Origin of the sequence: Acinetobacter sp. YH12049 (genome assembly GCF_013419875.1) — a bacterium.
GTDB lineage: Bacteria > Pseudomonadota > Gammaproteobacteria > Pseudomonadales > Moraxellaceae > Acinetobacter > Acinetobacter amyesii.
The window spans coordinates 19,581-44,024 of record NZ_VOZH01000004.1; the positions used below are offsets into that span (position 1 = coordinate 19,581).

The following is a 24,444-nucleotide window of genomic DNA, read 5'->3' on the forward strand; positions in this document are numbered from 1 at the left end:
AAGCCATTCAATTTGAATGGCTTTTTTACATCAGGTTTTTATTTATTCGGTAATCGTTGCATCAGGTTCAATAATGGGTTTGCCATTTTTCAGAGCAGCAAGGGCATCTGCATTGAAATCGATGAGTAAAGAGTTGTTTTTAGCATCGATAGAATAATTGCTAATGAGTTTTTGGTCGCCGTTTAGAGTCTCAATTTTATATTCATCTGCAATATTCATAATCCCGCTAAGGTTGGTGGTTGCAGAAGCTAAATCTTGACGTAATAACTCATAGATATCACGTAAATCAAAAATGGCATTTTGAGCATCAGGATGCTTATCTAAGTAGTTTTTAATATGGTGAATCACCAATTGCGCAGATAGAAAATAATCAGGTTTATGCGTAAATTCTAAAGTCATTATTGTCTCTCCGTTGTGATTGCTTTTTGTGTTTTAACTACAAATATCACACTCTTTATAGGTCGTGTCAAAGAATTGCAAAAAAGCCACAAGAAGCTAAAAAAATGTCTTTTTACATAGAACCAATACAGCTGGCTTTTCATTTGAAGAAAAGATCAAAAGCAAAAGAAGTGAATAAAGAAACAACAAAGTTGAGGTGGGGGAGTATTTATTTAATAAATGACACAGTTGATAAAAATACGCCAATTTGAACGTGTATACTGAGAAATGAAGGGTTTGTTGATGAAACTGAACAATCATAATTTTCTGATAAAATCACATAAATGTAATAATTAATAAAAAAATGCAATCTAATCTAATTAAGCGATTAATCCTAATTTTAAGGGAGTAAACCCAATTTAAATGCTGAAATGATTAAAAAATCATCCTAAAGACGAATACCGATAAGCTAGCAAGAAGCCTCCTCAATCAGGTACAATTGGCGGGATTAATTTTGTGTTTGGTGTATTTGAAGGCCAATACATACATTCTTTGTTAATAAATAGGCCTGCCAGGAGTTATCCCCGCATGAGTGCCATTACTCCATACGATTGGGCAATTATTGCCTTCGTGATCGGCGTTACATTCCTTTGCGTCTTTATGCTGACCGTCCCTTTACTCCTTGGGGGTAAATCATGGGGTCGTGCTAAGCAAGAGCAGTTTGAGTCAGGTGTAGTAGGTGCTGGTGGTGCACGTATTCGCTTGTCTGCGAAATTCTATTTAGTTGCAATTTTCTTCGTCGTGTTTGATATCGAAGCACTTTATCTTTATGCATGGTCTACTTCTGTTCGTGAAGCAGGCTGGTTTGGTTTTACAACCGTGGTTATTTTTGTGGTCGATTTATTGATTGCTTTAATTTACGCGGTAAAAGTAGGTGCATTAGATTGGGCGCCTTCTGATAAGCGTAAAGCTGCAGGTAAAGCGTTGAAAATTGGTTCACCAAATATGGACATCGCAGAAATCACACGCTTTAACTCTATTGAAGAGTTGGTTATGGACCCTACAGGTCAAATTCCAGCGCAATCATCTGGTCGTGTGAAATCTAAGTCACCGACTGCATCATCTGACAAGGAGTAAGACGGGATGAAATATACATTAACCCGTGCGAATCCGGATGCTGATCAATATCCACTTCAAGAGCGTCAAATCGTTACCGATCCGCTTGAAGAAGAAGTGAATAAAAATGTGTTCATGACTCGTTTAGAGGATGTTGCACATACAGCAGTAAACTGGGGTCGTAAAAACTCAGTTTGGCCGTTCAACTTTGGTACATCTTGCTGCTACGTAGAGTATGCAACGACTTTAACAGGCGTGCATGACTTGTCACGTTTCGGTGCCGAGGTTATTCGTGCTTCACCACGTCAGGCTGACTTGATGATTGTTGCAGGTACATGCTTCATGAAAATGGCGCCTGTAATTCAACGTTTGTACGAGCAAATGCTTGAGCCTAAATGGGTAATCTCAATGGGCGCATGTGCAAACTCTGGTGGTATGTACGACATTTATTCAGTTGTACAAGGTGTGGATAAAATCATCCCTGTCGATGTGTATATCCCGGGTTGCCCACCACGTCCTGAAGCTTTAATTCAGGCATTGATGTTATTGCAAGACCAGATTCAACTTGAGCGCCGTCCTTTATCGGCCGTGATTGGTGATGATCTTAAGCCAGTGTATAAGCCAAAGATGATGCCAGAACGTGACCGTAAGAACGCACAGCGTATTGCAGTGAAAAACTTACGCTCAATGGATGAAATTAAATAATCACTGCGACGAAATATTGATACACCCGGACTGGGTGTAATTGTCGTTTTGATTGACTGAATTTGTATTAAATAGGAAGCCAAGCCAATGGCTGAAACTGACATTGCTATGCCAGAATCAACTCCAGTTGATTCCCGCCCTGCATTTGCAATTGTAGAAGAGCTCAAAACCAAATTTGGTGAGAACTTCTACGTGCAAACGACTTTTGAAGACTTTCCAACAGTCTGGGTTGAGCGCGCACGTGTACAAGAAGTTTTAATGTTCTTGCGTACGGTGTCACGTCCATACGTGATGCTGTTTGACTTGTCTGCGGTTGATGAGCGTTTACGTACACACCGCGATGGTCTGCCTGCATCTGACTTCACTGTGTTCTATCACTTGTTATCGTTAGAGCGTAACAGTGATATTCGTATCAAGGTTGCATTAGCTGAGAATGATGTAAACATTCCAACGGCAACGAATATTTGGCCTAATGCCAACTGGTACGAACGTGAAGCTTACGACATGTTCGGTATCAACTTCGAAGGGCATCCAATGCTCCGTCGTATCTTGTTGCCAACATATTGGGAAGGTCACCCGTTACGTAAAGAATATTCTGCGCGTGCGACTGAATACACGCCTTATCGCCAAAACCAAGCGAAACAGGATTACGAACAAGAACATCTTCGTTTCGTACCTGAAGATTGGGGTATGAAGCGTGGGAACGATGATGAAGACTTCATGTTCCTAAACTTGGGTCCTAACCATCCATCTGCGCACGGTGCCTTCCGTGTGATCTTGCAGTTGGACGGTGAAGAAGTGAAAGACTGTGTACCTGACATTGGCTATCACCACCGTGGTGTGGAAAAAATGGCTGAGCGTCAAACATGGCACTCATTCATTCCGTATACAGACCGTGTTGACTACTTAGGTGGTTGTGCGCAAAACATGCCTTACGTTCTTGGCGTAGAGCAAATGGCAGGGATTACCGTTCCTGATCGTGCACAATGTATCCGTGTCATGATGTCTGAATTGTTCCGTATCAATAACCACTTATTGTTCATTGGTACTGCGATTCAGGATGCCGGCGGTATGACCCCAGTATTCTATATGTTCGCTGACCGTCAAAAAATCTATGACGCGATCGAAGCGATCACGGGTTACCGTATGCACCCAGCATGGTTCCGTATCGGTGGTACCGCACACGACTTACCAAACAACTGGCAGCACCTCATTCGCGAAATCCTAGATTGGATGCCGAAGCGTATGAACGAGTACTACACTGCAGCACTGAAAAACTCAGTGTTTATCGGTCGTACCCGTAATGTTGCTCAGTATGATGCAAAATCAGCATTGGCTTGGGGTGTAACGGGTACTGGTCTACGTGCTACAGGTATTGATTTCGACGTTCGTAAATACCGTCCTTATAGCGGCTACGAAAACTACGACTTTGATGTGCCTTTAGAGTACGAAGGCGATGCTTATGCACGTGTTCTTGTTCACTTCCGTGAAATTGAAGAATCGCTGAAAATCATCAAGCAATGTTTAGACAACATGCCTTCTGGTGCATACAAAGCAGACCATCCACTGGCTGTTCCACCACCAAAAGATAAAACTTTACAAGACATCGAAACATTGATTACGCACTTCTTGAGCGTGTCATGGGGTCCTGTAATGCCAGCAGGCGAAAGCTCTGTAATGGCGGAAGTGGTAAAAGGTGCGTCGAACTACTACTTGACTTCAGATAAGTCAACGATGAGTTACCGTACACGTATCCGTACACCAACCTTCACGCACTTACAGCAAATGCCTTCTGTGATTAACGGCAGCTTAATGTCTGACTTAATCATTTATTTAGCGACAATTGACGTCGTAATGGCTGACGTGGATCGCTAAGGGGTAATCGCATTATGATGATTTTGACTGACAAAAAACCACGTGTGAACGTTGAAGGGATTTTAACTGCGGAAGAAATCCACGATATCGAACATCACATTGGTCACTATCCGTACCCACGCGCAGCATGTCTTGATGCGTTGAAGTGTGTACAACGCCGTAATGGCTGGGTAGATGATGCACAGATGAATGCTATTGCTCAATTGCTTAGCATGAGCCTTGCAGACCTAGAAGGTGTTGCAACTTTCTATAACCGTATTTACCGTCAACCAGTTGGTCGCCACGTAATTTTATTATGTGACTCGATTGCTTGTTTCTTGATGGGTGCGGAAACACTTGCTGAAGCATTCCAGCGTGAATTAGGCATTTCATTTGGTCAAACGACTGCAGATGGTCGCTTTACTTTATTGCCAATTTGCTGCCTAGGTAACTGTGACAAAGGTCCGACGTTAATGATTGACGAAGACACTCACGGTCTAGTTGAAGTGACTTCAATTAAACAGTTATTGGAGAAGTATGTATGAATACTGAACCAAAACCAATTTATGGCGACGGTAACCCAGAAACGCATCCATTAACTTGGCGTTTGAGCAAACAGGAACACGTTCGCAGTGCAGATGATTACGAAGCACTTGAAGGTTATGCAGGCTTTAAGAAAGCTGTTGGCATGCAACCGAAAGAAGTGCTTGAAGTGATCAAAGCTGCGACTGTAAAAGGTCGTGGTGGTGCGGGCTTCCCTGCAGGGATCAAATGGTCACTGATGGCGCCAAATGATAACTCAGGCCCTCGTTACCTCATCTGTAATGCCGATGAAATGGAACCAGGTACCTTTAAAGACCGTCTGTTGATGGAAAAACTTCCTCATCAGTTGATCGAAGGTATGTTGATTGCTGCTTATACATTAGAAGCAACACAAGGTTATATCTTCATCCGTGGTGAATACATCGAAGCGGCTCAATACTTAAATGAAGCATTGGACCAAATTCGTGCCAAAGGTTACTTAGGTGAAAACATCCTAGGTACTGGTTGGAACTTTGAGTTACACGTGCATACCGGTGCGGGTCGTTATATCTGTGGTGAAGAAACTGCATTGATTAACTCGCTTGAAGGTCGCCGTGCGAACCCACGTACTAAACCGCCATTCCCACAAGTTGCAGGTGCTTGGGGTCGTCCTACGATTGTTAACAACGTAGAGACTTACAACAACTTACCCGCAATTATGCTTCGTGGCCCTGAATGGTATATCGGTTTATCTGAAGGTAAGTCGAAAGATCCAGGTACTAAAATCTACGGTGCATCAGGTAAGGTAACTTTCCCAGGTCTTTGGGAACTTCCATTTGGTACAACTGCGCGTGAAGTGATTGAAGATCATGCTGGTGGTATGCGTGATGGTTTAAAACTCAAAGCATGGTTACCGGGTGGTGCTTCTACAGACTTCCTTGCTGCTGAACATATTGACCTTCCTATGGATGCTGAAAGCATCATGAAAGCAGGTTCACGTTTAGGTACGTGTTTGCTCATGGTGGTTGATGAAACTCAGTGTATGGTTTCTGCGACACGTAACTTAGAAGAATTCTTTGCGCGTGAATCTTGCGGTTGGTGTACACCATGCCGTGATGGCTTACCTTGGGCGGTTAAAGCGCTTAAAGCCTTGGAAGATGGCACAGGTAAGAAAGAAGATATCGATCACTTACAAGAACTTACTCGTAAGCTTTGGATTGGTAAAACTTTCTGTGCGCATGCTCCAGGTGCGATGGAACCGTTAATGGGCGCACTCAAACATTTCCGTGGCGAGTTTGAAGCTAAAGTCGTAAATGCGGCAGCTCAAACTAGCAACGTTGAACAAGCTTAAGGAATTCGACTATGGCTACAATTCATGTCGATGGAAAATCGTATGAAGTCAACGGCTCAGAGAACTTGCTACAAGCATGTCTTAGCCTTGGCATCGACATCCCATACTTTTGTTGGCATCCATCCTTAGGTTCTGTCGGTTCTTGCCGTCAATGTGCTGTGACTCAATACGCGAATCCTGAAGATACTCGCGGTCGTTTAGTTATGTCATGTATGACGCCTGCATCTGACAATACCTACATCTCGATTGAAGATAACGAAGCAAAGAATTTCCGCGCTTCTGTTGTTGAATTCTTGATGACCAACCACCCACACGACTGTCCAGTCTGTGAAGAGGGTGGTCACTGTCATTTACAAGATATGACTGTAATGACTCAGCATGATCGTCGTCGTTACCGCTTCACAAAACGTACGCATTACAACCAAGAGCTAGGCTCTTTCATTTCTCATGAAATGAACCGTTGTATCGCGTGCTACCGTTGTGTGCGTTACTACAAAGATTATGCAGGTGGTACAGACTTTGGTGTGTATGCAAACGCTTCGCGTGTTTACTTTGGTCGTCCAGAATCAGGTACTTTAGAATCTGAATTCTCTGGTAACTTGACTGAAGTGTGCCCAACAGGTGTATTCACAGATAAAACTCATTCTGAACGCTATAACCGTAAATGGGACATGCAGTATGCGCCAAGCGTATGCCAAGGCTGTTCTTCAGGTTGTAACATCTCTCCGGGTGAACGTTATGGCGAACTACGTCGTGTAGAAAACCGCTTTAACGGTGACGTGAACCAATACTTCCTTTGCGATAAAGGTCGTTTCGGTACAGGTTATGTGAACCGTGAAGATCGTCCACGTCAACCACAATTCCGCTCTGGTGCAAATGTAACTACAGTTTCTGTAGACCAAGCATTGGATACCGTAATTGAAAATATCCAAGGCAAAAAAGTATTGGGTATCGGTTCACCACGTGCGTCACTTGAATCAAACTTCGCACTTCGCGAACTTGTAGGTCAAGACAACTTCTCAACGGGTATGTCTCAAAAAGAGCAAAAACTTGTTGAACTTGCAGCTTCTATTATGCAAACCGAAGGTGTTTATAACCCTGGTATGCGTGAAATCGAAAGCTACGATGCTGTGTTGATTTTGGGTGAAGATCTGACTCAAACTGCGCCACGTATGGCTCTATCTGTTCGCCAAGCTGCGAAAAATAAAGCTAAAGAAATGGCTGCAGAGCGCCGTACGCAAGAGTGGTTGGCTGAACCTGTACAACGTATTGCTCAAGATGCGAAATCTCCGATTTACATCCTTGCTGCAACTCAAACACGTTTAGCTGATGTTGCAACGGGTGAAGTTGTTGCATCACCTAACGACATTGCACGTTTAGGTTTTGCGGTCGCTGCTGCTGTGAAAGGTGAAGTGATCTTAGGTTTGGATGACGATGCGAAAGCATTTGCACAAACTATTGCGGACACTTTAAAAGCTGCGAAAAAACCATTAATCATCTCTGGTACGAGCTTACAAGACGCATCAATCATGGAAGCTGCTGCACAAGTTGCACAGAACCTTGGTAATGCGGGCTTAACATTGACTGTTCCTGAAGTGAACTCAATGGGCTTAGCGATCTTTGGTGGTCAAAGCTTAGAACAAGCATTCGCACAAGATTACGATACCGTGATCGTGGTGGAAAATGACCTTTATCGTCGTTTACCAGACGCTCAGGTGAATGCTGCACTTTCAGCGAAAGAAGTGATCGTACTTGATCATTCTGAAACTGAAACTGTGAAAAAAGCCAACATCGTACTTTCTGCTGCTTCATTTGCTGAAGGTGACGGTACTGTTGTCTCTCAAGAAGGCCGTGCACAACGTTTCTACCAAGTGTATGACCCAAGCTACTACAAACCTGAACTTGCGATCAAAGAATCTTGGCGCTGGTTACATGCCATTGAAACTGGCGTGAAAGGCAAAGCGATTTCTTGGACACTTCTTGATGATGTTATCGAGTCAGTAGCGAAAAACGTTCCTGCACTTGAAGCAATTCAAGACGTAGCACCAGATGCTGGCTTCCGTGTACATGGTCTGAAAGTGGCACGTGAACCACGTCGTTACTCAGGTCGTACTGCGATGCGCGCACCACTTTCTATTCATGAACCAAAACAACCAGTCGATAAAGACTCTGCGTTGACGTTCTCTATGGAAGGTTATGTAGGTAACCAAACTCCAGCTTCACTTGTACCATTTGCTTGGTCTGCAGGTTGGAACTCTCCACAAGCTTGGAACAAATTCCAAGACAACGTGGGTGGTCACTTAAAAGGTGGTGATGCAGGCGTTCGTTTATTCGATCGTTTAGCGAAACGTCCAGCACGTACTTTCGTTGCACCTGCACCTGTTGCGGTTAATGGTGAAAGCTTCCGTCTTGTACCGATGCATCACATCTTCGCTTCTGGTGAATTTACAGTGAAAACACCTGCGATGGAATCACGTATTCCTGAAGCAATGTTTGCTGTGGGTGAACAAGATGCAGCACGCTTAAATGTTCAAGATGGTCAACGTATCGCTGTGAAAGCAGGGGATGCTGAAATCGTCCTTCCAGTTCAAGTGATTGAATACTTACCTACAGGTTATATCGGTTATCCAGTGGGTCTAGCACCTACAGTATCGCTTGCAGAACCTGTTTCAGTCGCGGTAGGAGTGTAATTCATGGAACAAGAATTAATCCGTCAAACGCCGCTGTGGGCTGAAAACTGGCCAATCGCCTATTCAGTTCTTCAAGCAATTGTGATCTTACTGATTGTGGTATTGATCGCTGCGTTGATGTCTTTTATTGAACGTCGTTTACTCGGCTTGTGGCAAGACCGTTACGGTCCGAACCGTGTAGGTCCGGGCGGTATGTTCCAGATTGTTGCCGACATGCTGAAAATCATGTTCAAAGAAGACTGGACACCAAAATTTGCTGACAAATTGACTTTCCGTATGGCTCCAGCAGTTGCGATGGCAACTGCGGTGCTATCGTTCATGGTTATTCCTGTTTCACCTTATCTAGGTGTTTCAGACATGAGCATCGGTCTATTGTTCTTTATGGCAATGGCTGGTATTGCGGTATACGCAGTATTGTTCGGTGGTTGGTCATCAAATAACAAATATGCATTACTTGGTGGTTTACGTTCTGCTGCTCAAACCATTTCTTATGAAGTGTTCTTGGGTATTTCACTAATGGGTGTGGTTGCGATTGCAGGCTCATTCAACATGCGTGAAATTGTTGAAGCTCAACGTGATGTTTGGTTTGTTATTCCTCAGTTCTTAGGTTTCTTGATCTTCGTGGTTGCGGGTGTTGCGGTAACTCACCGTCATCCATTTGACCAACCAGAAGCAGAACAAGAATTGGCGGAAGGTTACCATGTCGAATACGGCGGTATGAAATGGGGTATGTTCTTCGTTGCGGAATACGTCAACGTAGTACTGATCTCTGCATTAATCGTGACTTTATTCTTCGGTGGTTGGTTAGCGCCTTTCAACCTAGATATTCCATTCATTCCAGCTGCGTTCTGGTTCATTATTAAAACAGCATTCTTTGTAATGATGTTTGTCTTGGCTCGTGGTTCTTTAATGCGTCCACGTTATGACCAAGTGATGAACTTTGGTTGGAAAATTTGCTTGCCATTGGCGTTGGTTAACCTTCTGGTAACTGGTGCTGTGATTCTGATGAATCAGGCCTAAGACAGCAGGGAGAATAAAATGTTTAAATTTCTAGCTGGATTTGGGTCAATTGTACGTTCGTTGTGGATGGTATTCTCACACGCGACACGTAAACGTGACACCATTTTATATCCAGAGGTTAAAGCGGAAGACATCGTACCACCACGTTTCCGTGGTCGTATCGTGTTAACGCGTGACCCTGATGGTGAAGAGCGCTGCGTTGCATGTAACCTTTGTGCGGTTGCATGTCCAGTCGGCTGTATTTCACTACAAAAAGCTGAAAAAGAAGATGGTCGTTGGTATCCGGAATTTTTCCGTATCAACTTCTCACGTTGTATTTTCTGCGGTATGTGTGAAGAAGCATGTCCTACGACTGCGATTCAAATGACACCTGACTTTGAGTTAGGTGAGTATGTTCGTCAGGACTTAGTATATGAGAAAGAAAACCTTCTTATCTCAGGTCCTGGTAAATACCCAGACTATAACTTCTACCGCGTAACAGGTATGGCTGTTGCCGGTAAAGATAAAGGTCAGGCTCAACGCGAAAGCACACCAGTTGATGTACGGAGTCTATTACCATGATGTGGCCATTTTATTTGATGGCGCTTGTGGCCATCGTCTCTACCGTTCGTGTTGTAACTAACACGAACCCAGTACACGCTTTATTAAGCTTGATTATCTCTTTACTTGCAGTTGCAGGTATCTTCATGATCGTGGGTGCGCCGTTTGCCGGTGCCCTCGAAATTATCGTTTACGCTGGCGCAATCATGGTGCTATTCGTATTCGTCGTGATGATGCTGAATCTTGGTCAAAATACTGTTGAACAAGAAAGCAAATGGCTGACTTCTTCAGCGTGGGCATATCCTGCGTTGATGAGCTTCCTGATGGGTCTAATCCTTGTTTGGATGTTGAAGTCAGACTACACAACTGCTGGCACTGTCATGGGTGCTCAAGTTGTCGGTCCGAAAGAAGTGGGTACTTCACTCTTTACTCAGTACTTATTGCTGGTTGAAGTTGCTGCGATGTTATTGCTTGGCGCACTTGTCGCTGCATTCCATCTTGGCAAACGTGAGCCAGGTGCAGAAGAGGACAAAGAATAATGGGCAACATCCCTTTAGAACATGGTTTGATCGTTGCAACCATTCTTTTTGCACTGGGTTTTTACGGTGTGATGGTTCGACGCAACCTACTATTTATTTTAATGAGCCTTGAAATCATGATGAACGCTGCTGCTTTAGCGTTCGTTTTGGCAGGAAGCGCATGGGCACAGCCAGATGGTCAAGTGATGTTTATCTTGATCTTAACGCTTGCTGCAGCAGAGGCTTGTATCGGTCTTGCGATCGTCCTTCAGTTCTATCATCGCTTCCATCATCTGGATGTGGATGCTGCTAGTGAGATGCGCGGATGAGTTATTTATATTTAACAGTACTTTTCCCGCTAATTGGTTTTATCCTGTTGGCGGCAGGTCGTAAAAACCTTCCTGAATCAGTTGCTGCAATTATTGGTGCAGGTTCAGTTGGTCTTTCAGCTTTATTTGCATTAATTGCCGGTATCGACTTTGTTAATAATGGTTCAGTTGCAACAACTCAGCATCTTTGGACTTGGTTCAGTGCAGGTAACTTAGCACCGGGCTTCACGCTTCATTTAGATGGCTTATCATTATTGATGATGGGCATGATCACAGGTGTGGGTTTCTTAATTCACATCTTTGCAACATGGTACATGCGTGGCGAAGAAGACTTTGCACGTTTCTTCTCATACTTCAACCTATTCGTAGCAAGCATGCTGCTTTTAGTGTTGGGTGACAACTTAGCGTTGTTATTCCTCGGTTGGGAAGGTGTAGGTCTATGTTCATACCTATTGATTGGTTACTACTACCAAACACCTGCAAACGGTTTTGCTGCAATTAAAGCATTCACTGTGACACGTGTGGGTGACGTATTCCTACTGATCGCATTGTTCTTGATCTACCAACAATTCGGCACTTTAAACATTGCAGAAGTTGTAGCTGCTGCGCCAACAGTTTTGGCTCAGAGTTCTTCGATTGCGATTTGGACTGCATTGATGTTGTTCTTGGGTGCTGCAGGTAAATCTGCTCAGATCCCATTACAAACATGGTTGGCAGATGCGATGGCTGGTCCTACACCAGTATCTGCATTGATCCACGCAGCAACAATGGTAACAGCGGGTGTTTACCTATGTAGCCGTATGTTCAGCGTGTTTGAACAAGCGCCAGAAGTGATGATGTTCATCTCAATCACGGGTGCAGTGACATTGTTAGTAGCAGGCTTTGCTGCATTGGTACAAACAGACATCAAACGTATTCTTGCTTACTCTACTATGAGTCAGTTGGGTTATATGTTTATGGCTGTAGGTGCTGAAGCTTACCAAGCTGGTCTATTCCACATGCTGACTCACGCATTCTTCAAGGCATTATTATTCTTGTCTTCTGGTGCTGTGATTTTGGCTTACCATCATGAACAAAACATCTTCAAGATGGGTGGTCTATTCCACAAAAACAAATTCTTGTTTGCTTGTTTCGCGATTGGTGGCGGTGCATTGGCTGCGATTCCATTCATCACGATCGGCTTCTTCTCGAAAGATGCGATTCTTGGTGCGGTATGGGTGAAAGGTCAAGCGATTGCAGTTTATGACTGCTTGTACTGGACTGGCGTAGCAGGTGCGTTCTTAACTTCAATTTATACATTCCGTCTTATTTGGGTTGTATTCTTTGGTAAAGAAAACACGCCTTACCATGAAATCAAAGGTGTTACTTACTGGGGTCCATTGGCGATTCTTGCAGTGCTTTCAACTGGTTTAGCTTATGTCTTAAAAGCACCAGTAACGAATATTTTAAATGCTGCACAAATCCCAGCATTTAATATTCCAGAAGCACTAGAACACGGTATGCATAGCGCTGAATACACAGCTGTTGGTATTGCACTTGCGGGTCTTGTAGTCGGTGTGGTGTTATTTGCCTTTGCTTATGGTGCAGTGAAATCGTTCGCGAAAACTTCACTGGGCGCGGGTCTTGCAAATATCTGTCGTAATGCACTTGGTTTCGATGCTTTGTACAACATTGTTTTCGTTAAGCCTTATTTGCTACTGGCTAAAATCTTTGGTCGTGATCCAATTGACGGCTTATGGCTTGTATTGCCTGCACTTGTTAAAGGCGGTAATAGCTTTACAAGTTCACGTCAAACAGGTTCATTGCGTGAATACGCATCTAGTATGGCATTCGGTACGTTTGCATTACTATTGATCCTGGTCGTGATTCAGGTCGTGGGGAAATAAAATGGAAACTCCAAACAATTTAATTCTACCCGCTCTGATCCTTATTCCGTTCATTGCAGGTTTTGTATGCTGGCTTGTCGATAAACTCGACAAGCACTTACCACGCTATATTGCCTTAATTGGTATGCTATTAACGTTGGTGTTAACCGTCGTTTTATGGCAAAGCGGTACTTATAACTACGAGTTGGGTACACAAGCTCCACAGTGGGCCGCTCAATTTAACCTACCGTGGATTACCACTTTAGGGATTAACATTCACCTTGCGGTGGATGGTCTTTCACTGCTTATGGTAGGTTTAACTGCATTACTGGGTGTACTTGCGGTCGGCTGTTCATGGGGTGAGATTCAAAAGAACGTTGGTTTCTTCCACTTAAACCTACTGTGGTCTTTAGGTGGTGTGATCGGTGTATTCTTAGCGATTGACATGTTCCTATTCTTCTTCTTCTGGGAGATGATGCTGGTACCAATCTACTTCTTGATCGCACTTTGGGGTCATAAAGGGGCAGAAGGTAAGTCACGCGTTTACGCTGCAACTAAATTCTTTATCTATACTCAGGTTGCGGGTCTGATCATGTTGATCGGTATCTTGGGTCTAGTGGTTGTTGGCTTCCAACTTCACGGTCAAATCAGCTTTAACTATGACTTCTTGATGAGTGTTGCACACACTGTTGAGGCGAAAGCTCCAGCACTTGCCTATGCATTCATGATCTGTATGTTCATTGGTTTTGCGGTAAAACTTCCAGTTTTCCCATTACACGGCTGGTTACCAGATGCACATGCGCAAGCACCTACAGCGGGTTCTGTCGACCTTGCAGGTATCTTGATTAAAACTGCGGCTTATGGTCTTTTACGTTTCGTAATACCATTCTTCCCAGTAGCATCTGCTCAGTTTGCTGACATCGCGATCATTCTTGGTCTAATCGGTATTTTCTACGGTGCATGGTGTGCATTCCGACAAACAGACATGAAACGTCTGCTTGCGTACACATCTATTTCGCACATGGGCTTCGTACTTCTTGCCTTGTATGCAGGTAACATCCTGACATTCCAAGGCTTGATGATTATGATGCTGGCTCACGGTCTATCTTCTGCTGCATTGTTCATTATGTGTGGTCAGGTTTACGAACGTCTGCATACACGTGACATGCGTTTGATGGGCGGTATTCGTGGTCAGTTCCAATACCTTTCATTCTTCTTAATGTTCTTTGTTGCGGCACTTGTAGGTATTCCGGGTCTAGGTAACTTCATCGGTGAATTCCTGATCTTGATGGGTTCTTATGACAAGTTCCCTGTGTATACAATCCTTGCTGCAGTAAGCTTAGTATTTGCCGGTCTTTACGGTTTAATCCTGATCCACAAAGCGTTGTTTGGTACACCAAACGAAGAACAAAAACAGCATTACGCAAATCCGTTGAAAGACTTAAATGCGCGTGAAGTTGTGATTCTTTTAATCTGTGCTCTTGGTCTAGTATGGCTTGGTCTATTCCCACAAAGCTTCCTTGATATTTCAAATTCAAGCATGGCGTGGATTGCAAATAGCTATATCCCAGTTCAAGAAGTCGTTGATGTTGTGCAGCAGATTGCTGTACAACCTGAAAATGTGGAGATGCAATAAGCCATGGACTTCACAATGTCATTTTCTGAGCTTATGCCATTAGCTCCTGTGATGATCGTGGCTTTAACTGCGATCGTCGTGATGTTGCTAATTGCAATCAAGCGTAACCACAATTTAGTTGCAACGACTTCCGTTATCGGTCTGAACCTTGCAGCCTTTTATATTATTTTTGTTTTCGTTGCAGGGCAGTATGCACCTGCAAACGTAATGAATTTGTTCATCGTAGATCCATTTACGATGTTGTACCAATTCGTGATTTTGATTGCAGCACTTGCTTGCTGCACATTGTCACATGCGTATATCGAAACCTATAAAGATAACCGTGAAGAACTTTATATCTTGATGCTGTGCTCTGTAACGGGTGCATTGTTAATGGTTGCAAGTTCGCACTATGCGTCTTTCTTTATCAGCCTTGAACTAATGTCGATTCCTGTATACGGCCTATTGGCTTATACACACCAACGTTCACAGTCCCTTGAAGCGGGTGTGAAATACTTGGTACTTTCAGCAACTGCTTCTGCGATGTTGTTGATGGGTATGGCTTATGTATATGCGTACACAGGTACAATGGCATTCGTTGCTGAACCAGGCAAAATGTTCACAACATTCAGCCAACCGGGTGTAGTCCTTGGTCTTGCACTGATTGTCTTTGCTGTTGCATTTAAATTGTCTCTTGCGCCATTCCATAAATGGACACCGGACGTGTATGCAGGTGCGCCAGCGCCAATCGCGACATTCTTAGCGACTGTGGCTAAAGTGGCAATGATCGGTCTATTCGTTCGTTACTTCTTGGCTTCTGGTTTAATCCTTTCTGATAGCTTCATCACGATCGTGACCATCATTGCAGTATTGTCTATCCTTGCGGGTAACTTGCTAGCAGTACGTCAAGTGAACTTGAAACGTATCCTTGCATACTCTTCAATCGCTCACTTTGGTTACTTACTTGTTGCGATCGTTAGTGCACGTAATACTGACTTTGTTCAAGTACAAGGCTTTGCAACATTCAGCAGCGTCAACGTGTATGTGATTACTTATGTATTAACAACGATTGGTGCGTTCGGTGTTGTGACACTGATGTCTAGCCCTTACAACAACAAAGACGAAGCAGGTAGCCTTGCTGAGTACCGTGGTTTGTTCTGGCGTCGTCCAGTGTTGACTGCAACACTGACTGTCATGATGTTATCTCTTGCAGGTATCCCATTAACAGCTGGCTTTATTGGTAAGTTCCTTGTGATCAAAACAGCGGTTGCTGGTGGTTCATGGTTCTTAGCTGCGATGGTGATCCTTGGTTCAGGTATCGGTTTGTACTACTACCTACGTGTGATGATTGTGATGTACATGACTCCACCAGAAAACCCACGTATCGACGCTGTCGATCATTGGGGTCAAAAAGTGGGTGGTATTATGGTGCTTGGCGCAGCTGCACTTGTGTTGTTGATCGGTGTATATCCAGATCCAATCATTGCAGTATCTCAAGTGGCATACTTTGCGATCTCACCTGAATTACAACAGTTCATTTTTAGCTTAATTCAGAGTGGTTTTAACTAATGAATTAAGCAATTAATTTGCTTATTACAAAAAAGCCTCCTGTAAAGGGGGCTTTTTTATTTTTATCATTTGTTAAATAGCTTTATAATGGTTGAAATTTTATCTTAACCTTTTAGGTGTTCTCCCGTGGCTATCCATGAAATCCGTCATCCTTTAATCCGACATAAACTCGGCTTACTTCGTCGTGCAGATATTAGTACTAAAAACTTCCGTGAGCTTGCTCAAGAAGTGACTATGCTTCTGACTTATGAAGCAACGAAAGATTTACCAATGGTCGATCATGAAATTGATGGTTGGAATGGTAAAGTAATTGTAGATCGTATTGCCGGTAAAAAAATAACAGTCGTACCGATTTTACGTGCAGGTATTGGTATGTTGGATGGTTTCTTAAACCTGATTCCAAGTGCGAAAGTATCTGTATTGGGTTTAGAGCGTGATGAAGAAACTTTAGAAGCGCGTACTTACTACAAAAAATTAGTACCAGACGTACAAAACCGTTTAGCGATGATTATTGACCCAATGCTTGCAACAGGTTCATCGCTCGTTGCTGCTATTGACGTTCTAAAAGCCAGTGGTTGTAAAGATATTCGTGTCATGGTGCTTGTAGCAGCTCCAGAAGGCATTAAACGTGTGAATGAAGCTCACCCAGATGTGACCATTTATACAGCATCTGTAGACCAAGGTTTAAATGAAAACGGTTATATCGTTCCTGGTCTTGGCGATGCAGGCGATAAAATTTTCGGTTCAGTTCAAAAAGAATAATTTTTGCATCATGAACAGAAAAGAGGCTTTTATAGCCTCTTTTTTATATACTAAAGACATTGGAATAAATGGAATAGGGTACTTTATGAAGTCCGAACAATATAAAGGTAAAGTGAAGCAGTACAATCCTGAAAAGGGCTTTGGCTTTCTTTCATGTGAAGAAGGTGATGTATTTTTCCATATCTCTGACTTTCCAGCAGATGGTGTCGAACCAAAACGTAATGATCGCGTGAAATTTAATGTGGTGGAAAATGGTGATCGTTATAAGGCCATTAACATTGAGCGTGAAGAAGACAAATCTGCAAAAGCTAAAAAATCTAAAGTCGTGGCAAATAACCAGTCGATTACTTCAGCATTGCTTTCAAATTTGCGTAAATAATGTGATTTTAAGATTTCGTGGAAATCATTGAAATCGAAAAAGAGGTCTATAGGGCCTCTTTTTTTATTATCATAAGAGTATTAAAAGAAAAGATGAGAGACAATTTTTATGTTTAAAGAGGGGAAAATCAAAAGCTATAACGTTGAGCGCGGCTTTGGATTTATACAACAAGATCAAGCAAAGGATTTATTTTTTCATATTCGTGATTTTCCTAGCCGACACATCGAACCACGTGTTGGAGAAAATCTCAAATACAGGATTGAAGAAGATCAAGGTAAATTTAAAGCGGTAAATATCATCCGTTTAGATTTGAAAAAAGAGCAGTCCACTCATGAACAGATAAATCCGTCATTTGGATCAATGTCAGATCGAGTAAACGATCAAGTTACTCCTCACGATATAGCCAAAGGCACAGTTTGGGGCAGTAAAATCTTCAGCATGATTGGACTCATTGTAATTGTAGTATTAGCTGTGGCTGTATATGGGAAATATCAGCAGTACCAAGAACAGAAGCAACTACATTTACAACAGCTCATGCAAGAAAATGAAAACATCGTAAAAGAACAACGTAAAGCACAGGGGGATTTGCCCGATCGGGTGCTGTCTGAGCAAGGTGAAAAAAATCTATATGGCACAGGTTCTAGTGAATTACGTAAAGACCCAATTGTGATTCAGGCAGATGAACAACCTACTGTTGTAGCGCCCACAAAAACAGAGCAGGCTAAATATAAATGTGATGGGCGTACACATTGTAGTCAGATGCGTTCTTATGATGAAGCTGTGTTTTTCATTCGTAATTGTCCAGGTACAAAAATGGACGGAAACAACGACGGAATACCTTGCGAACGACAATTTAATAAATAAGAAAAAGCGCCATTAGGCGCTTTTTTATTTAGACAGATTTTTCACAAAATTGCATAAAGGCTTTGAGACCCGGTCCTTGGTATTTCTGACGATGTACCAACATGAATAATGGACGGGCAAGTTGCCAAAACGGCGTATCTAAAACCACCAATTGACCTTTTTCACGTAAAGGCTCAATTGCCAGTTTAGAAATACATGACATACCAAGACCACCTGCCACGATTTTTAGAATGGCTTCGTTATGACCCAAGGTTAAACGAATATTGGCATCTGGCAGGTCTTTTAAAATTGCGTTATCAAATACTTCACGTGTGCCTGAACCTTCTTCACGTAAGATCCATTCTACGTTATCAAAGTCAGCTGCAGTGAGTGCACGATCCAACTTCGCTAAAGGGTGCTCAGGTGAACAGCACACAGCAAGTTCATCGTCACGCCAGTGAATACATTGCAGCTGTGGCAGATGACATGAACCTTCAATTAAGGCCAAATCCAACTGAAATTGGTTTACCGCTTCAATCATTTGGCGGGTATTGCCGACTTGAAGTTGTAAATGTGCTTGAGGCTGAATTTGTAAGAAATCTGCCATGAGGTCTGGCATCAAGTAGTCACTGATGGTTAGGGTCGCACCCAAACGCAGATCAATACTTTGTAGTTCGCCTTTCGCTGCTTGTTCAAAAGCTTCACAGCGCCCTAAAATTTCCAAAGCTTGTGGCAATAAAAAACGACCCAAGTCATTCAATTGCAAGCGTTTACCAAGTCGGTCAAACAGTGGAGCACCGAGACCATCTTCGAGGTCTGCCAATGCCATACTTGCTGCACTTTGAGTAAGTTTGACAGCATCACTGGCTTTGGTAACGGTACCTTCTTGAGCGACTGCTACAAAAACAGCCAACTGGCGTAAAGTCATGCGCATGAATCAGGCCTTAACATTTAAAAAATATTAATAAATTATGCTGTCATGCTAACATGAGCACAGTCTGTCACGCCACGTTCAAATCATGTCAATTGAAAAATTTAGCTTAGAAAAGGTTTTATCTGTACACCGTTGGACCAATACTTTGTTCAGTTTTACCATGACACGCCCTGCGCATTTTAAATTTACCGCTGGTCAGTTTGCACGAATTGGCTTGAAAGTGGGCGATGAATTGGTGGTTCGTGCCTATTCTGTGGTGTCGTCACCCTTTGATGAAACTTTAGAGTTTTTCTCTATCGTCGTTCCAGATGGTGCATTTACCTCGAATTTGCAGCATCTACAAGTTGGCGATGAGCTGTATTTAGAAAAAGTCCCTTATGGCTTCCTCACCTTGGCGCGTTATCAGTTGCCATTGCCTAAGGACTTATGGCTGTTGGGGACAGGGACAGGTCTGGCACCATTTTTATCGATGCTACAAGACTTTGAAACATGGTCTAAATACGAAAAAATTAATCTAGTCTACAGTGCGCGCACCGTATCAGAACTGGCTTATGTCGAGCGGATTCAAGAAATCGCCGAGACCTTTGGTGAAGGGCATACGGGTTTTAAATTTATACCTATTGTGACACGTGATCCAAATGCACCGCTGCATGATCGTTTACCAGTTTTAATTGAAAATGGCGAGCTAGAACAGGCGGCGGGCTTAGCGTTTAATGTGGAAACGACGCATGTCATGTTGTGTGGTAATCCACAAATGGTTGATGACACCAAGGCAGCATTAAAGGCGCGTGGTTTGACTATGAACCGTCGTGGTGAAGGAAATATTGCTGTAGAAAATTATTGGTAATCTGCCATGAAAAAAAGCTCATCGATGGATGAGCTTTTTTATTTTCGGAAATTAAATAACTGATGTTATGCATGCAAAAGTAATTTTGCATTTTTAAAATGATTTTTAAGCCAATTCGACGGAGTCTTACATCAAGGGAATGAATAAAGTGATTAGCCTTCGGCTGGAGGTACTCTTACGAAGCACGCTTCTCATTAGGCAAAATGAGAAGCGTGCTTCGCAAGGAAACCATCTTGCGGTGCAATGCACCTCACCGACAAAACTCGTTCACTAGCGTCTAATTATCTAAAGTATCGCAAAAACATTTTTGATTAGAAGAAGTCCTATCTCAAATACTTGCGGATGACGTTACCGCGTATCGTACTTTTATTTCAATCAAATTGCGCTTCTGATGTTACTGCGTAACATCAGTTAAATAAACGTTTTGATGTTAATGCAGAATTTTATTTAAGAACTGCTGCGCTCGTTCACCACGAGGGGCATTAAAGAAATCATCTTTACTGCAGTCTTCCACAATTTTTCCTTGATCCATAAAGATCACACGGTCCGCAACCTGACGCGCAAAGCCCATCTCATGGGTTACACACATCATGGTCATACCTTCTTTGGCAAGACCCACCATTACATCAAGCACTTCGTTAATCATCTCTGGATCAAGTGCCGAAGTCGGCTCATCAAACAACATGGCAATCGGGTCCATACTGAGCGCACGTGCAATCGCAACACGTTGTTGCTGTCCACCTGATAACTGTGCCGGGAATTTAGCGGCATGCGCACTCAAACCCACACGATCTAAATAAGCCAAGCCTTTTTTCTTGGCTTCGGCTTCTGATCGGCCCAAGACTTTAACCTGCGCAATGGTCAGGTTTTCGGTAATGGATAAATGTGGAAAAAGTTCAAAGTGCTGGAACACCATGCCGACACGACTACGCAATTTATTTAAATCGGTTTTTGGGTCATTAATGGAAATACCGTCGACCAAAATCGTACCGGCTTGAAAAGGCTCAAGCCCATTAACGGTTTTAATGAGTGTTGATTTACCAGAACCTGAAGGCCCACACACCACAACCACTTCACCTTGTTTAATTTGAGTCGTGCAATCGGTAAGCACTTGAAAATCTTTATACCATTTACTGACATTTTGGAGGTCAATCATCGTTTTTTGATCGGTCATACACTTAACCTCCGTTGTAATTTTTTAACTGCATAGGTGGCGATCATACTAATAGTGAAATACACCAAACCGGCAAACAGAATGTATTGAGTTAACAATGACATGAGGTCGCCTCGAACATAGTTGGTGCGGAAAAAGTCTAACAGTCCGATGGCATAAACCATGGTTGAATCTTGGAACAGAATGATGGTTTGCTGTAAAAGCAGTGGCGTCATTTTGCGAAAAGATTGCGGCAAAATAATTAAGCGCATCGCTTGGCTATAGCTCATACCGAGAGCATAAGCTGCAGAGGTTTGACCTTTAGGAATCGATTGAATCCCGGCACGGACAATCTCTGAAAAGTAAGCAGCTTCAAATAGCATGAAGGCCACGATACTCGAAACGAGGGCAGTATCAATCGTTAGATAGTTACCTGTGATCCCTGTGTAGATAAAGGGTACTGCAAAGTAGAACCACATCAGCACCAAGAGCAAAGGAATAGAACGAAAGAGGTTCACATAGCCTTTAGCAAAAATATTAAAAGCTTTAATCGAGGACAGGCGCATCAGCGCCAGTAAGGTCCCAATAAAGACACCACCAATAGTTGCCGTGATCACCACTTTGAGTGTGATGCTGAAACCATGCCATAGTGCAGGGCCAGACGCTTGGAGGTCTTGAATAAAAGAACTGAGCCATTCCATTATTTATCTCCTGCAATTAAGCCAGGAACGCGTAGGCGTTTTTCCAGAAAATTCATGAAACCAATTAAACAGATGTTGATCACGATGAAAATAATGGTGACGTAGGTATAAATTTCGATGGTGTTTTGCGTGTATTCACTGATGGTTTTCATCTGTGAAATGATTTCTGTAACACCGACCAAAGACGCAACTGAGGTGTTTTTGACACAGTTGGTCAACTCAGAGCTGAGAGGTGGCAAAATCGTGCGGAATGACTGCGGTAAGATCACATAGCGGTATAGTTGAGCCGTGCTAAATCCCATGGCATAACCTGCATTGGTTTGCCCCAAAGGAAGCGCTTCAATACCAGTCCTGACTTGTTCACAGACCCGTGCAGCTGTAAAAAGACCCAAACCGACACTTGCGGAAATTAAGGCGGTCGTATTTGCCCCAAGGTCATTCATCCACCAGCTTTTAATCGCAGCAGGGAGGAAGTTAGGTACAACATAGAACCAAATAAACAGTTGAATCAATAAGGGTACATTTCGGAAAATAGTCACGTAGGCCGTACCAATACCTCGTGCTACAGGACTCGGTAGGGTACGCATAATACCCAAGATGCTGCCAAGCACCATCGCAATGCTCCATGCCACCAAAGCGATGACAAACAGCCAGCCGATCCCAATTAAAATCCAATTCAGGTAGGTCGAATCACCTACACCTGTAGATTGGAACAGCACACCCCAATTCCAGCTATAATTCATAGGAACTCCCTATAATGAGCTTAAGCCAAAATCCGTTTGGCTTAAGCATCTTTAGAATGTTTAGGGAAAGTTATTCGTCACGGTCATGTGGATTACTAATCAATACTTTTAATTGATCAGACATCGGGAAATTCAAATTGATATTTTTTGGTGGAATTGGCGTTTGGAACCATTTTTTATACATGTCATTGATTTCACCAGAGCTATAGGTCGCTTTGATTGCATCATCAACCACTTGTTTAAAGCCAGTATCGCCTTTACGTAGCATACAACCATAAATTTCTTGAATCGGTGCTGTACCCACGATTTCCCATTTATTAGGATCTTTGGCTTTCGATTTTTCACCCGCCAGCAAAATATCATCCATCATAAATGCCGCTGCACGACCATTTTGTAGCATGAGGAAAGACTCAGCGTGGTCTTTGGCAGAAATGACTTCACCAATACCTAACTCTTTTTCATGTTGACGAATATAACGCTCAGATGTAGTTCCTGCCGTGGTGACTAATTTTTTACCTTTAAGGTCAGCGAAGTCTTTAATCCCAGAGTCTTTTGCAGTAAGTAAGCGTGAACCCACTTCAAAGAAACCTGTTGAGAAATCAACTTGTTGTTGGCGTTCTTTATTGTTGGTGGTTGAACCACACTCTAAGTCGACGGTGCCATTAGAAACTAATGGAATTCGGTTTTGGCTGGTCACTAAGTTATAACGGATTTTTAAATCGGGAAGATTTAATTGTTTTTTTACTGCTTCAACTACTTTTAATTGAAGATCATGCGCATAACCCACAGGTTGGTTTGGATTATCTGCGATATATGAAAATGGAATCGATGAATCGCGATAGCCTAAAACAATCGTGCCCGATTTTTTGATCTTATCTAAAGTCCCTGAGTCAGAAACAGCAGCTTCACTTCCTGCAGCTTTATCCGTTGTAGGTGCTTTATTGTCACTACATGCGCTAAGCCCTAAAGTGAGCGCACTTGCACAGAACAAAGTTGCTAAATGTTTTTTTGACGTCATCGTTAAAACTCCTTTTACCCTGATTTAATATCCACTTTTTATGATCTTGTTACGTATTTAGTTTTATTGCTTTGTTTTTAAGAATGTTTCAACAATAAAAAAGAGATCATTTTCTACATCTTAGGTGATAAATCGAACAAGGCTCAAGCAAAATTTATTGCCGAATTGTTACTAAGAAATGGGATAAGTTATGAAGATTTTTTATAAGTAAATTTGTTATAAGCTATTGAATATTAAATGAATTATATTTATTGTGAAATAGATAATGAAAATAAAAGGGCATAAAAAAACCTCCAAATGGAGGTTTTCGGGATTAAACTTTAGTTTAATCTCCGTGTTAATGCACAAACATATCCATAAATTCACGAATTTCTTGAATCGCTGTGTCTACGTCGGAAGTCAACCAAGTCGGTTCAAAAAAGCCAGCATAATGCTCCAGTCGATCTTGGGGAACAACTAAGCGAATCGGGCATTCTTCTTCGAGCAAGCGCCAAGGAATAATAGGCACTTCATTATCTAAAAAAGCCGCAATATTTCGAATATCAATCACCATCGCATTGATGCATTCAGGGAATGGCATCACTGAAAACTCTTCAGTACGTCGGCGGAAATATTCCAAATCACCCCATTTCAACACATAACTTGGCTTACTAAATTCAATAATGCCAATAAGATGCTGATCACGAGTGTAATGAAGGGAACATTGATGAGTGACGTCAGTGTCAAGATCAAGCGTTACACCTTGTTGATGGTACGCCATAGATTTGATAACAGGTGAAAAATAAGGTGCATGATTATAGCTCATTTCATTCATCAAAAGCAGAGAATTCCATCTAGCTCAAAAAAGCATTTATTTTTGCAACACTTGATACTCTGAAAATGAATACGATTGAAATGGTACATTCATTTCATGCTCCGATATTTTTACCTTAGCGATTGATTTTAAATCTAAAATTAAGGGAACTATCTAAACAGAAAAACGGATGTAAATT

24 protein-coding genes are annotated in these 24,444 nt (G+C 42.5%); 17 read left to right on the forward strand and 7 right to left on the reverse strand.

What is annotated here, in order from left to right; genetic code table 11:
• Nucleotides 1–42 precede the first annotated feature (42 nt).
• Nucleotides 43–399: a hypothetical protein gene (locus FTU05_RS02365; protein ID WP_180164139.1), complete on the reverse strand. Its 357-nt coding sequence runs from the start codon at nucleotides 397–399 to the stop codon at nucleotides 43–45.
• Nucleotides 400–966: 567 nt separating this feature from the next.
• Between FTU05_RS02365 and ndhC the strand changes: the two genes are divergently transcribed.
• The 16 genes from ndhC (at nucleotide 967) to FTU05_RS02445 (ending at nucleotide 18,077) form a co-directional block, all read left to right on the forward strand.
• Nucleotides 967–1,515, forward strand: a complete 549-nt coding sequence (gene ndhC, locus FTU05_RS02370) for an NADH-quinone oxidoreductase subunit A (RefSeq protein WP_078191106.1) — start codon at nucleotides 967–969, stop codon at nucleotides 1,513–1,515.
• A gap of 6 nt (nucleotides 1,516–1,521) precedes the next feature.
• Nucleotides 1,522–2,199: an NADH-quinone oxidoreductase subunit B family protein gene (locus tag FTU05_RS02375; RefSeq protein WP_078191105.1), complete on the forward strand. Its 678-nt coding sequence runs from the start codon at nucleotides 1,522–1,524 to the stop codon at nucleotides 2,197–2,199.
• Between the two features lie 87 nt (nucleotides 2,200–2,286).
• Nucleotides 2,287–4,074 carry an NADH-quinone oxidoreductase subunit C/D gene (nuoC, locus tag FTU05_RS02380; RefSeq protein WP_078191104.1) on the forward strand — a complete coding sequence of 596 codons (1,788 nt, stop codon included), beginning with the start codon at nucleotides 2,287–2,289 and terminating at the stop codon, nucleotides 4,072–4,074.
• Nucleotides 4,075–4,088: 14 nt separating this feature from the next.
• The gene (gene nuoE / locus FTU05_RS02385) at nucleotides 4,089–4,598 is read left to right on the forward strand and encodes an NADH-quinone oxidoreductase subunit NuoE (protein ID WP_078191103.1); all 510 of its coding nucleotides are present in this window, start codon (nucleotides 4,089–4,091) and stop codon (nucleotides 4,596–4,598) included.
• Nucleotides 4,595–5,926 (forward strand): NADH-quinone oxidoreductase subunit NuoF, encoded by a 1,332-nt coding sequence (gene nuoF, locus FTU05_RS02390; protein WP_168378564.1) that lies wholly within the window; start codon nucleotides 4,595–4,597, stop codon nucleotides 5,924–5,926. The genes nuoE and nuoF overlap by 4 nt, the downstream gene beginning before the upstream one ends.
• Before the next feature lie 11 nt (nucleotides 5,927–5,937).
• A complete protein-coding gene (gene nuoG, locus FTU05_RS02395; RefSeq protein WP_180164141.1) occupies nucleotides 5,938–8,616 on the forward strand; it encodes an NADH-quinone oxidoreductase subunit NuoG in 2,679 nt (892 codons plus the stop codon).
• Nucleotides 8,617–8,619: 3 nt separating this feature from the next.
• On the forward strand, nucleotides 8,620–9,636 hold the full coding sequence (nuoH, locus tag FTU05_RS02400; protein WP_180109094.1) for an NADH-quinone oxidoreductase subunit NuoH: 1,017 nt from the start codon (nucleotides 8,620–8,622) through the stop codon (nucleotides 9,634–9,636).
• An 18-nt stretch (nucleotides 9,637–9,654) separates the two neighbouring features.
• Nucleotides 9,655–10,197: an NADH-quinone oxidoreductase subunit NuoI gene (nuoI, locus tag FTU05_RS02405; RefSeq protein WP_078191099.1), complete on the forward strand. Its 543-nt coding sequence runs from the start codon at nucleotides 9,655–9,657 to the stop codon at nucleotides 10,195–10,197.
• Entirely contained in the window at nucleotides 10,197–10,715 is a 519-nt protein-coding gene (nuoJ, locus tag FTU05_RS02410; RefSeq protein ID WP_171262661.1) for an NADH-quinone oxidoreductase subunit J, read from the forward strand. The genes nuoI and nuoJ overlap by 1 nt, the downstream gene beginning before the upstream one ends.
• The gene (gene nuoK, locus FTU05_RS02415) at nucleotides 10,715–11,023 is read left to right on the forward strand and encodes an NADH-quinone oxidoreductase subunit NuoK (protein WP_067665227.1); all 309 of its coding nucleotides are present in this window, start codon (nucleotides 10,715–10,717) and stop codon (nucleotides 11,021–11,023) included. Before nuoJ ends, nuoK begins: the two co-directional genes overlap by 1 nt.
• Nucleotides 11,020–12,909: an NADH-quinone oxidoreductase subunit L gene (gene nuoL / locus FTU05_RS02420; RefSeq protein ID WP_180059312.1), complete on the forward strand. Its 1,890-nt coding sequence runs from the start codon at nucleotides 11,020–11,022 to the stop codon at nucleotides 12,907–12,909. Before nuoK ends, nuoL begins: the two co-directional genes overlap by 4 nt.
• A 1-nt stretch (nucleotide 12,910) precedes the next feature.
• Nucleotides 12,911–14,524, forward strand: coding sequence for an NADH-quinone oxidoreductase subunit M (gene nuoM, locus FTU05_RS02425; RefSeq protein ID WP_180164143.1), 1,614 nt, complete (start codon nucleotides 12,911–12,913; stop codon nucleotides 14,522–14,524).
• Between the two features lie 3 nt (nucleotides 14,525–14,527).
• Nucleotides 14,528–16,072 carry an NADH-quinone oxidoreductase subunit NuoN gene (gene nuoN / locus FTU05_RS02430; protein ID WP_078191095.1) on the forward strand — a complete coding sequence of 515 codons (1,545 nt, stop codon included), beginning with the start codon at nucleotides 14,528–14,530 and terminating at the stop codon, nucleotides 16,070–16,072.
• 126 nt (nucleotides 16,073–16,198) lie between these two features.
• Nucleotides 16,199–16,834: a uracil phosphoribosyltransferase gene (gene upp, locus FTU05_RS02435; RefSeq protein ID WP_180117025.1), complete on the forward strand. Its 636-nt coding sequence runs from the start codon at nucleotides 16,199–16,201 to the stop codon at nucleotides 16,832–16,834.
• 85 nt (nucleotides 16,835–16,919) lie between these two features.
• Entirely contained in the window at nucleotides 16,920–17,213 is a 294-nt protein-coding gene (locus FTU05_RS02440) for a cold shock domain-containing protein (protein ID WP_168378567.1), read from the forward strand.
• Between the two features lie 108 nt (nucleotides 17,214–17,321).
• The gene (locus FTU05_RS02445; protein WP_180164145.1) at nucleotides 17,322–18,077 is read left to right on the forward strand and encodes a cold shock domain-containing protein; all 756 of its coding nucleotides are present in this window, start codon (nucleotides 17,322–17,324) and stop codon (nucleotides 18,075–18,077) included.
• A 28-nt stretch (nucleotides 18,078–18,105) separates the two neighbouring features.
• Here FTU05_RS02445 and gigC read toward each other — a convergent pair whose 3' ends face one another.
• On the reverse strand, nucleotides 18,106–18,990 hold the full coding sequence (gene gigC / locus FTU05_RS02450; RefSeq protein WP_078191091.1) for a LysR family transcriptional regulator GigC: 885 nt from the start codon (nucleotides 18,988–18,990) through the stop codon (nucleotides 18,106–18,108).
• Nucleotides 18,991–19,075: 85 nt separating this feature from the next.
• Here gigC and FTU05_RS02455 point away from each other — a divergent pair, with 85 nt between their 5' ends.
• Entirely contained in the window at nucleotides 19,076–19,837 is a 762-nt protein-coding gene (locus tag FTU05_RS02455; RefSeq protein ID WP_180164147.1) for a ferredoxin--NADP reductase, read from the forward strand.
• Nucleotides 19,838–20,267: 430 nt separating this feature from the next.
• Here the strand turns inward: FTU05_RS02455 and FTU05_RS02460 are convergent, their stop codons facing one another.
• The 5 genes from FTU05_RS02460 to FTU05_RS02480 all read right to left on the reverse strand — a co-directional run bounded on the left by FTU05_RS02460 (nucleotide 20,268) and on the right by FTU05_RS02480 (nucleotide 24,212).
• Nucleotides 20,268–21,011: an amino acid ABC transporter ATP-binding protein gene (locus FTU05_RS02460; RefSeq protein ID WP_078191089.1), complete on the reverse strand. Its 744-nt coding sequence runs from the start codon at nucleotides 21,009–21,011 to the stop codon at nucleotides 20,268–20,270.
• Complete coding sequence (locus tag FTU05_RS02465; RefSeq protein WP_078191088.1) at nucleotides 21,008–21,691, reverse strand: ABC transporter permease subunit; 684 nt, start codon at nucleotides 21,689–21,691, stop codon at nucleotides 21,008–21,010. Before FTU05_RS02465 ends, FTU05_RS02460 begins: the two co-directional genes overlap by 4 nt.
• Nucleotides 21,691–22,434, reverse strand: coding sequence for an amino acid ABC transporter permease (locus tag FTU05_RS02470; RefSeq protein ID WP_180164149.1), 744 nt, complete (start codon nucleotides 22,432–22,434; stop codon nucleotides 21,691–21,693). The genes FTU05_RS02465 and FTU05_RS02470 overlap by 1 nt, the downstream gene beginning before the upstream one ends.
• 70 nt (nucleotides 22,435–22,504) lie before the next feature.
• Entirely contained in the window at nucleotides 22,505–23,452 is a 948-nt protein-coding gene (locus tag FTU05_RS02475; RefSeq protein WP_180164151.1) for a transporter substrate-binding domain-containing protein, read from the reverse strand.
• Nucleotides 23,453–23,789: 337 nt separating this feature from the next.
• Nucleotides 23,790–24,212, reverse strand: a complete 423-nt coding sequence (locus FTU05_RS02480; RefSeq protein ID WP_078191199.1) for a hypothetical protein — start codon at nucleotides 24,210–24,212, stop codon at nucleotides 23,790–23,792.
• Nucleotides 24,213–24,444 lie beyond the last annotated feature (232 nt).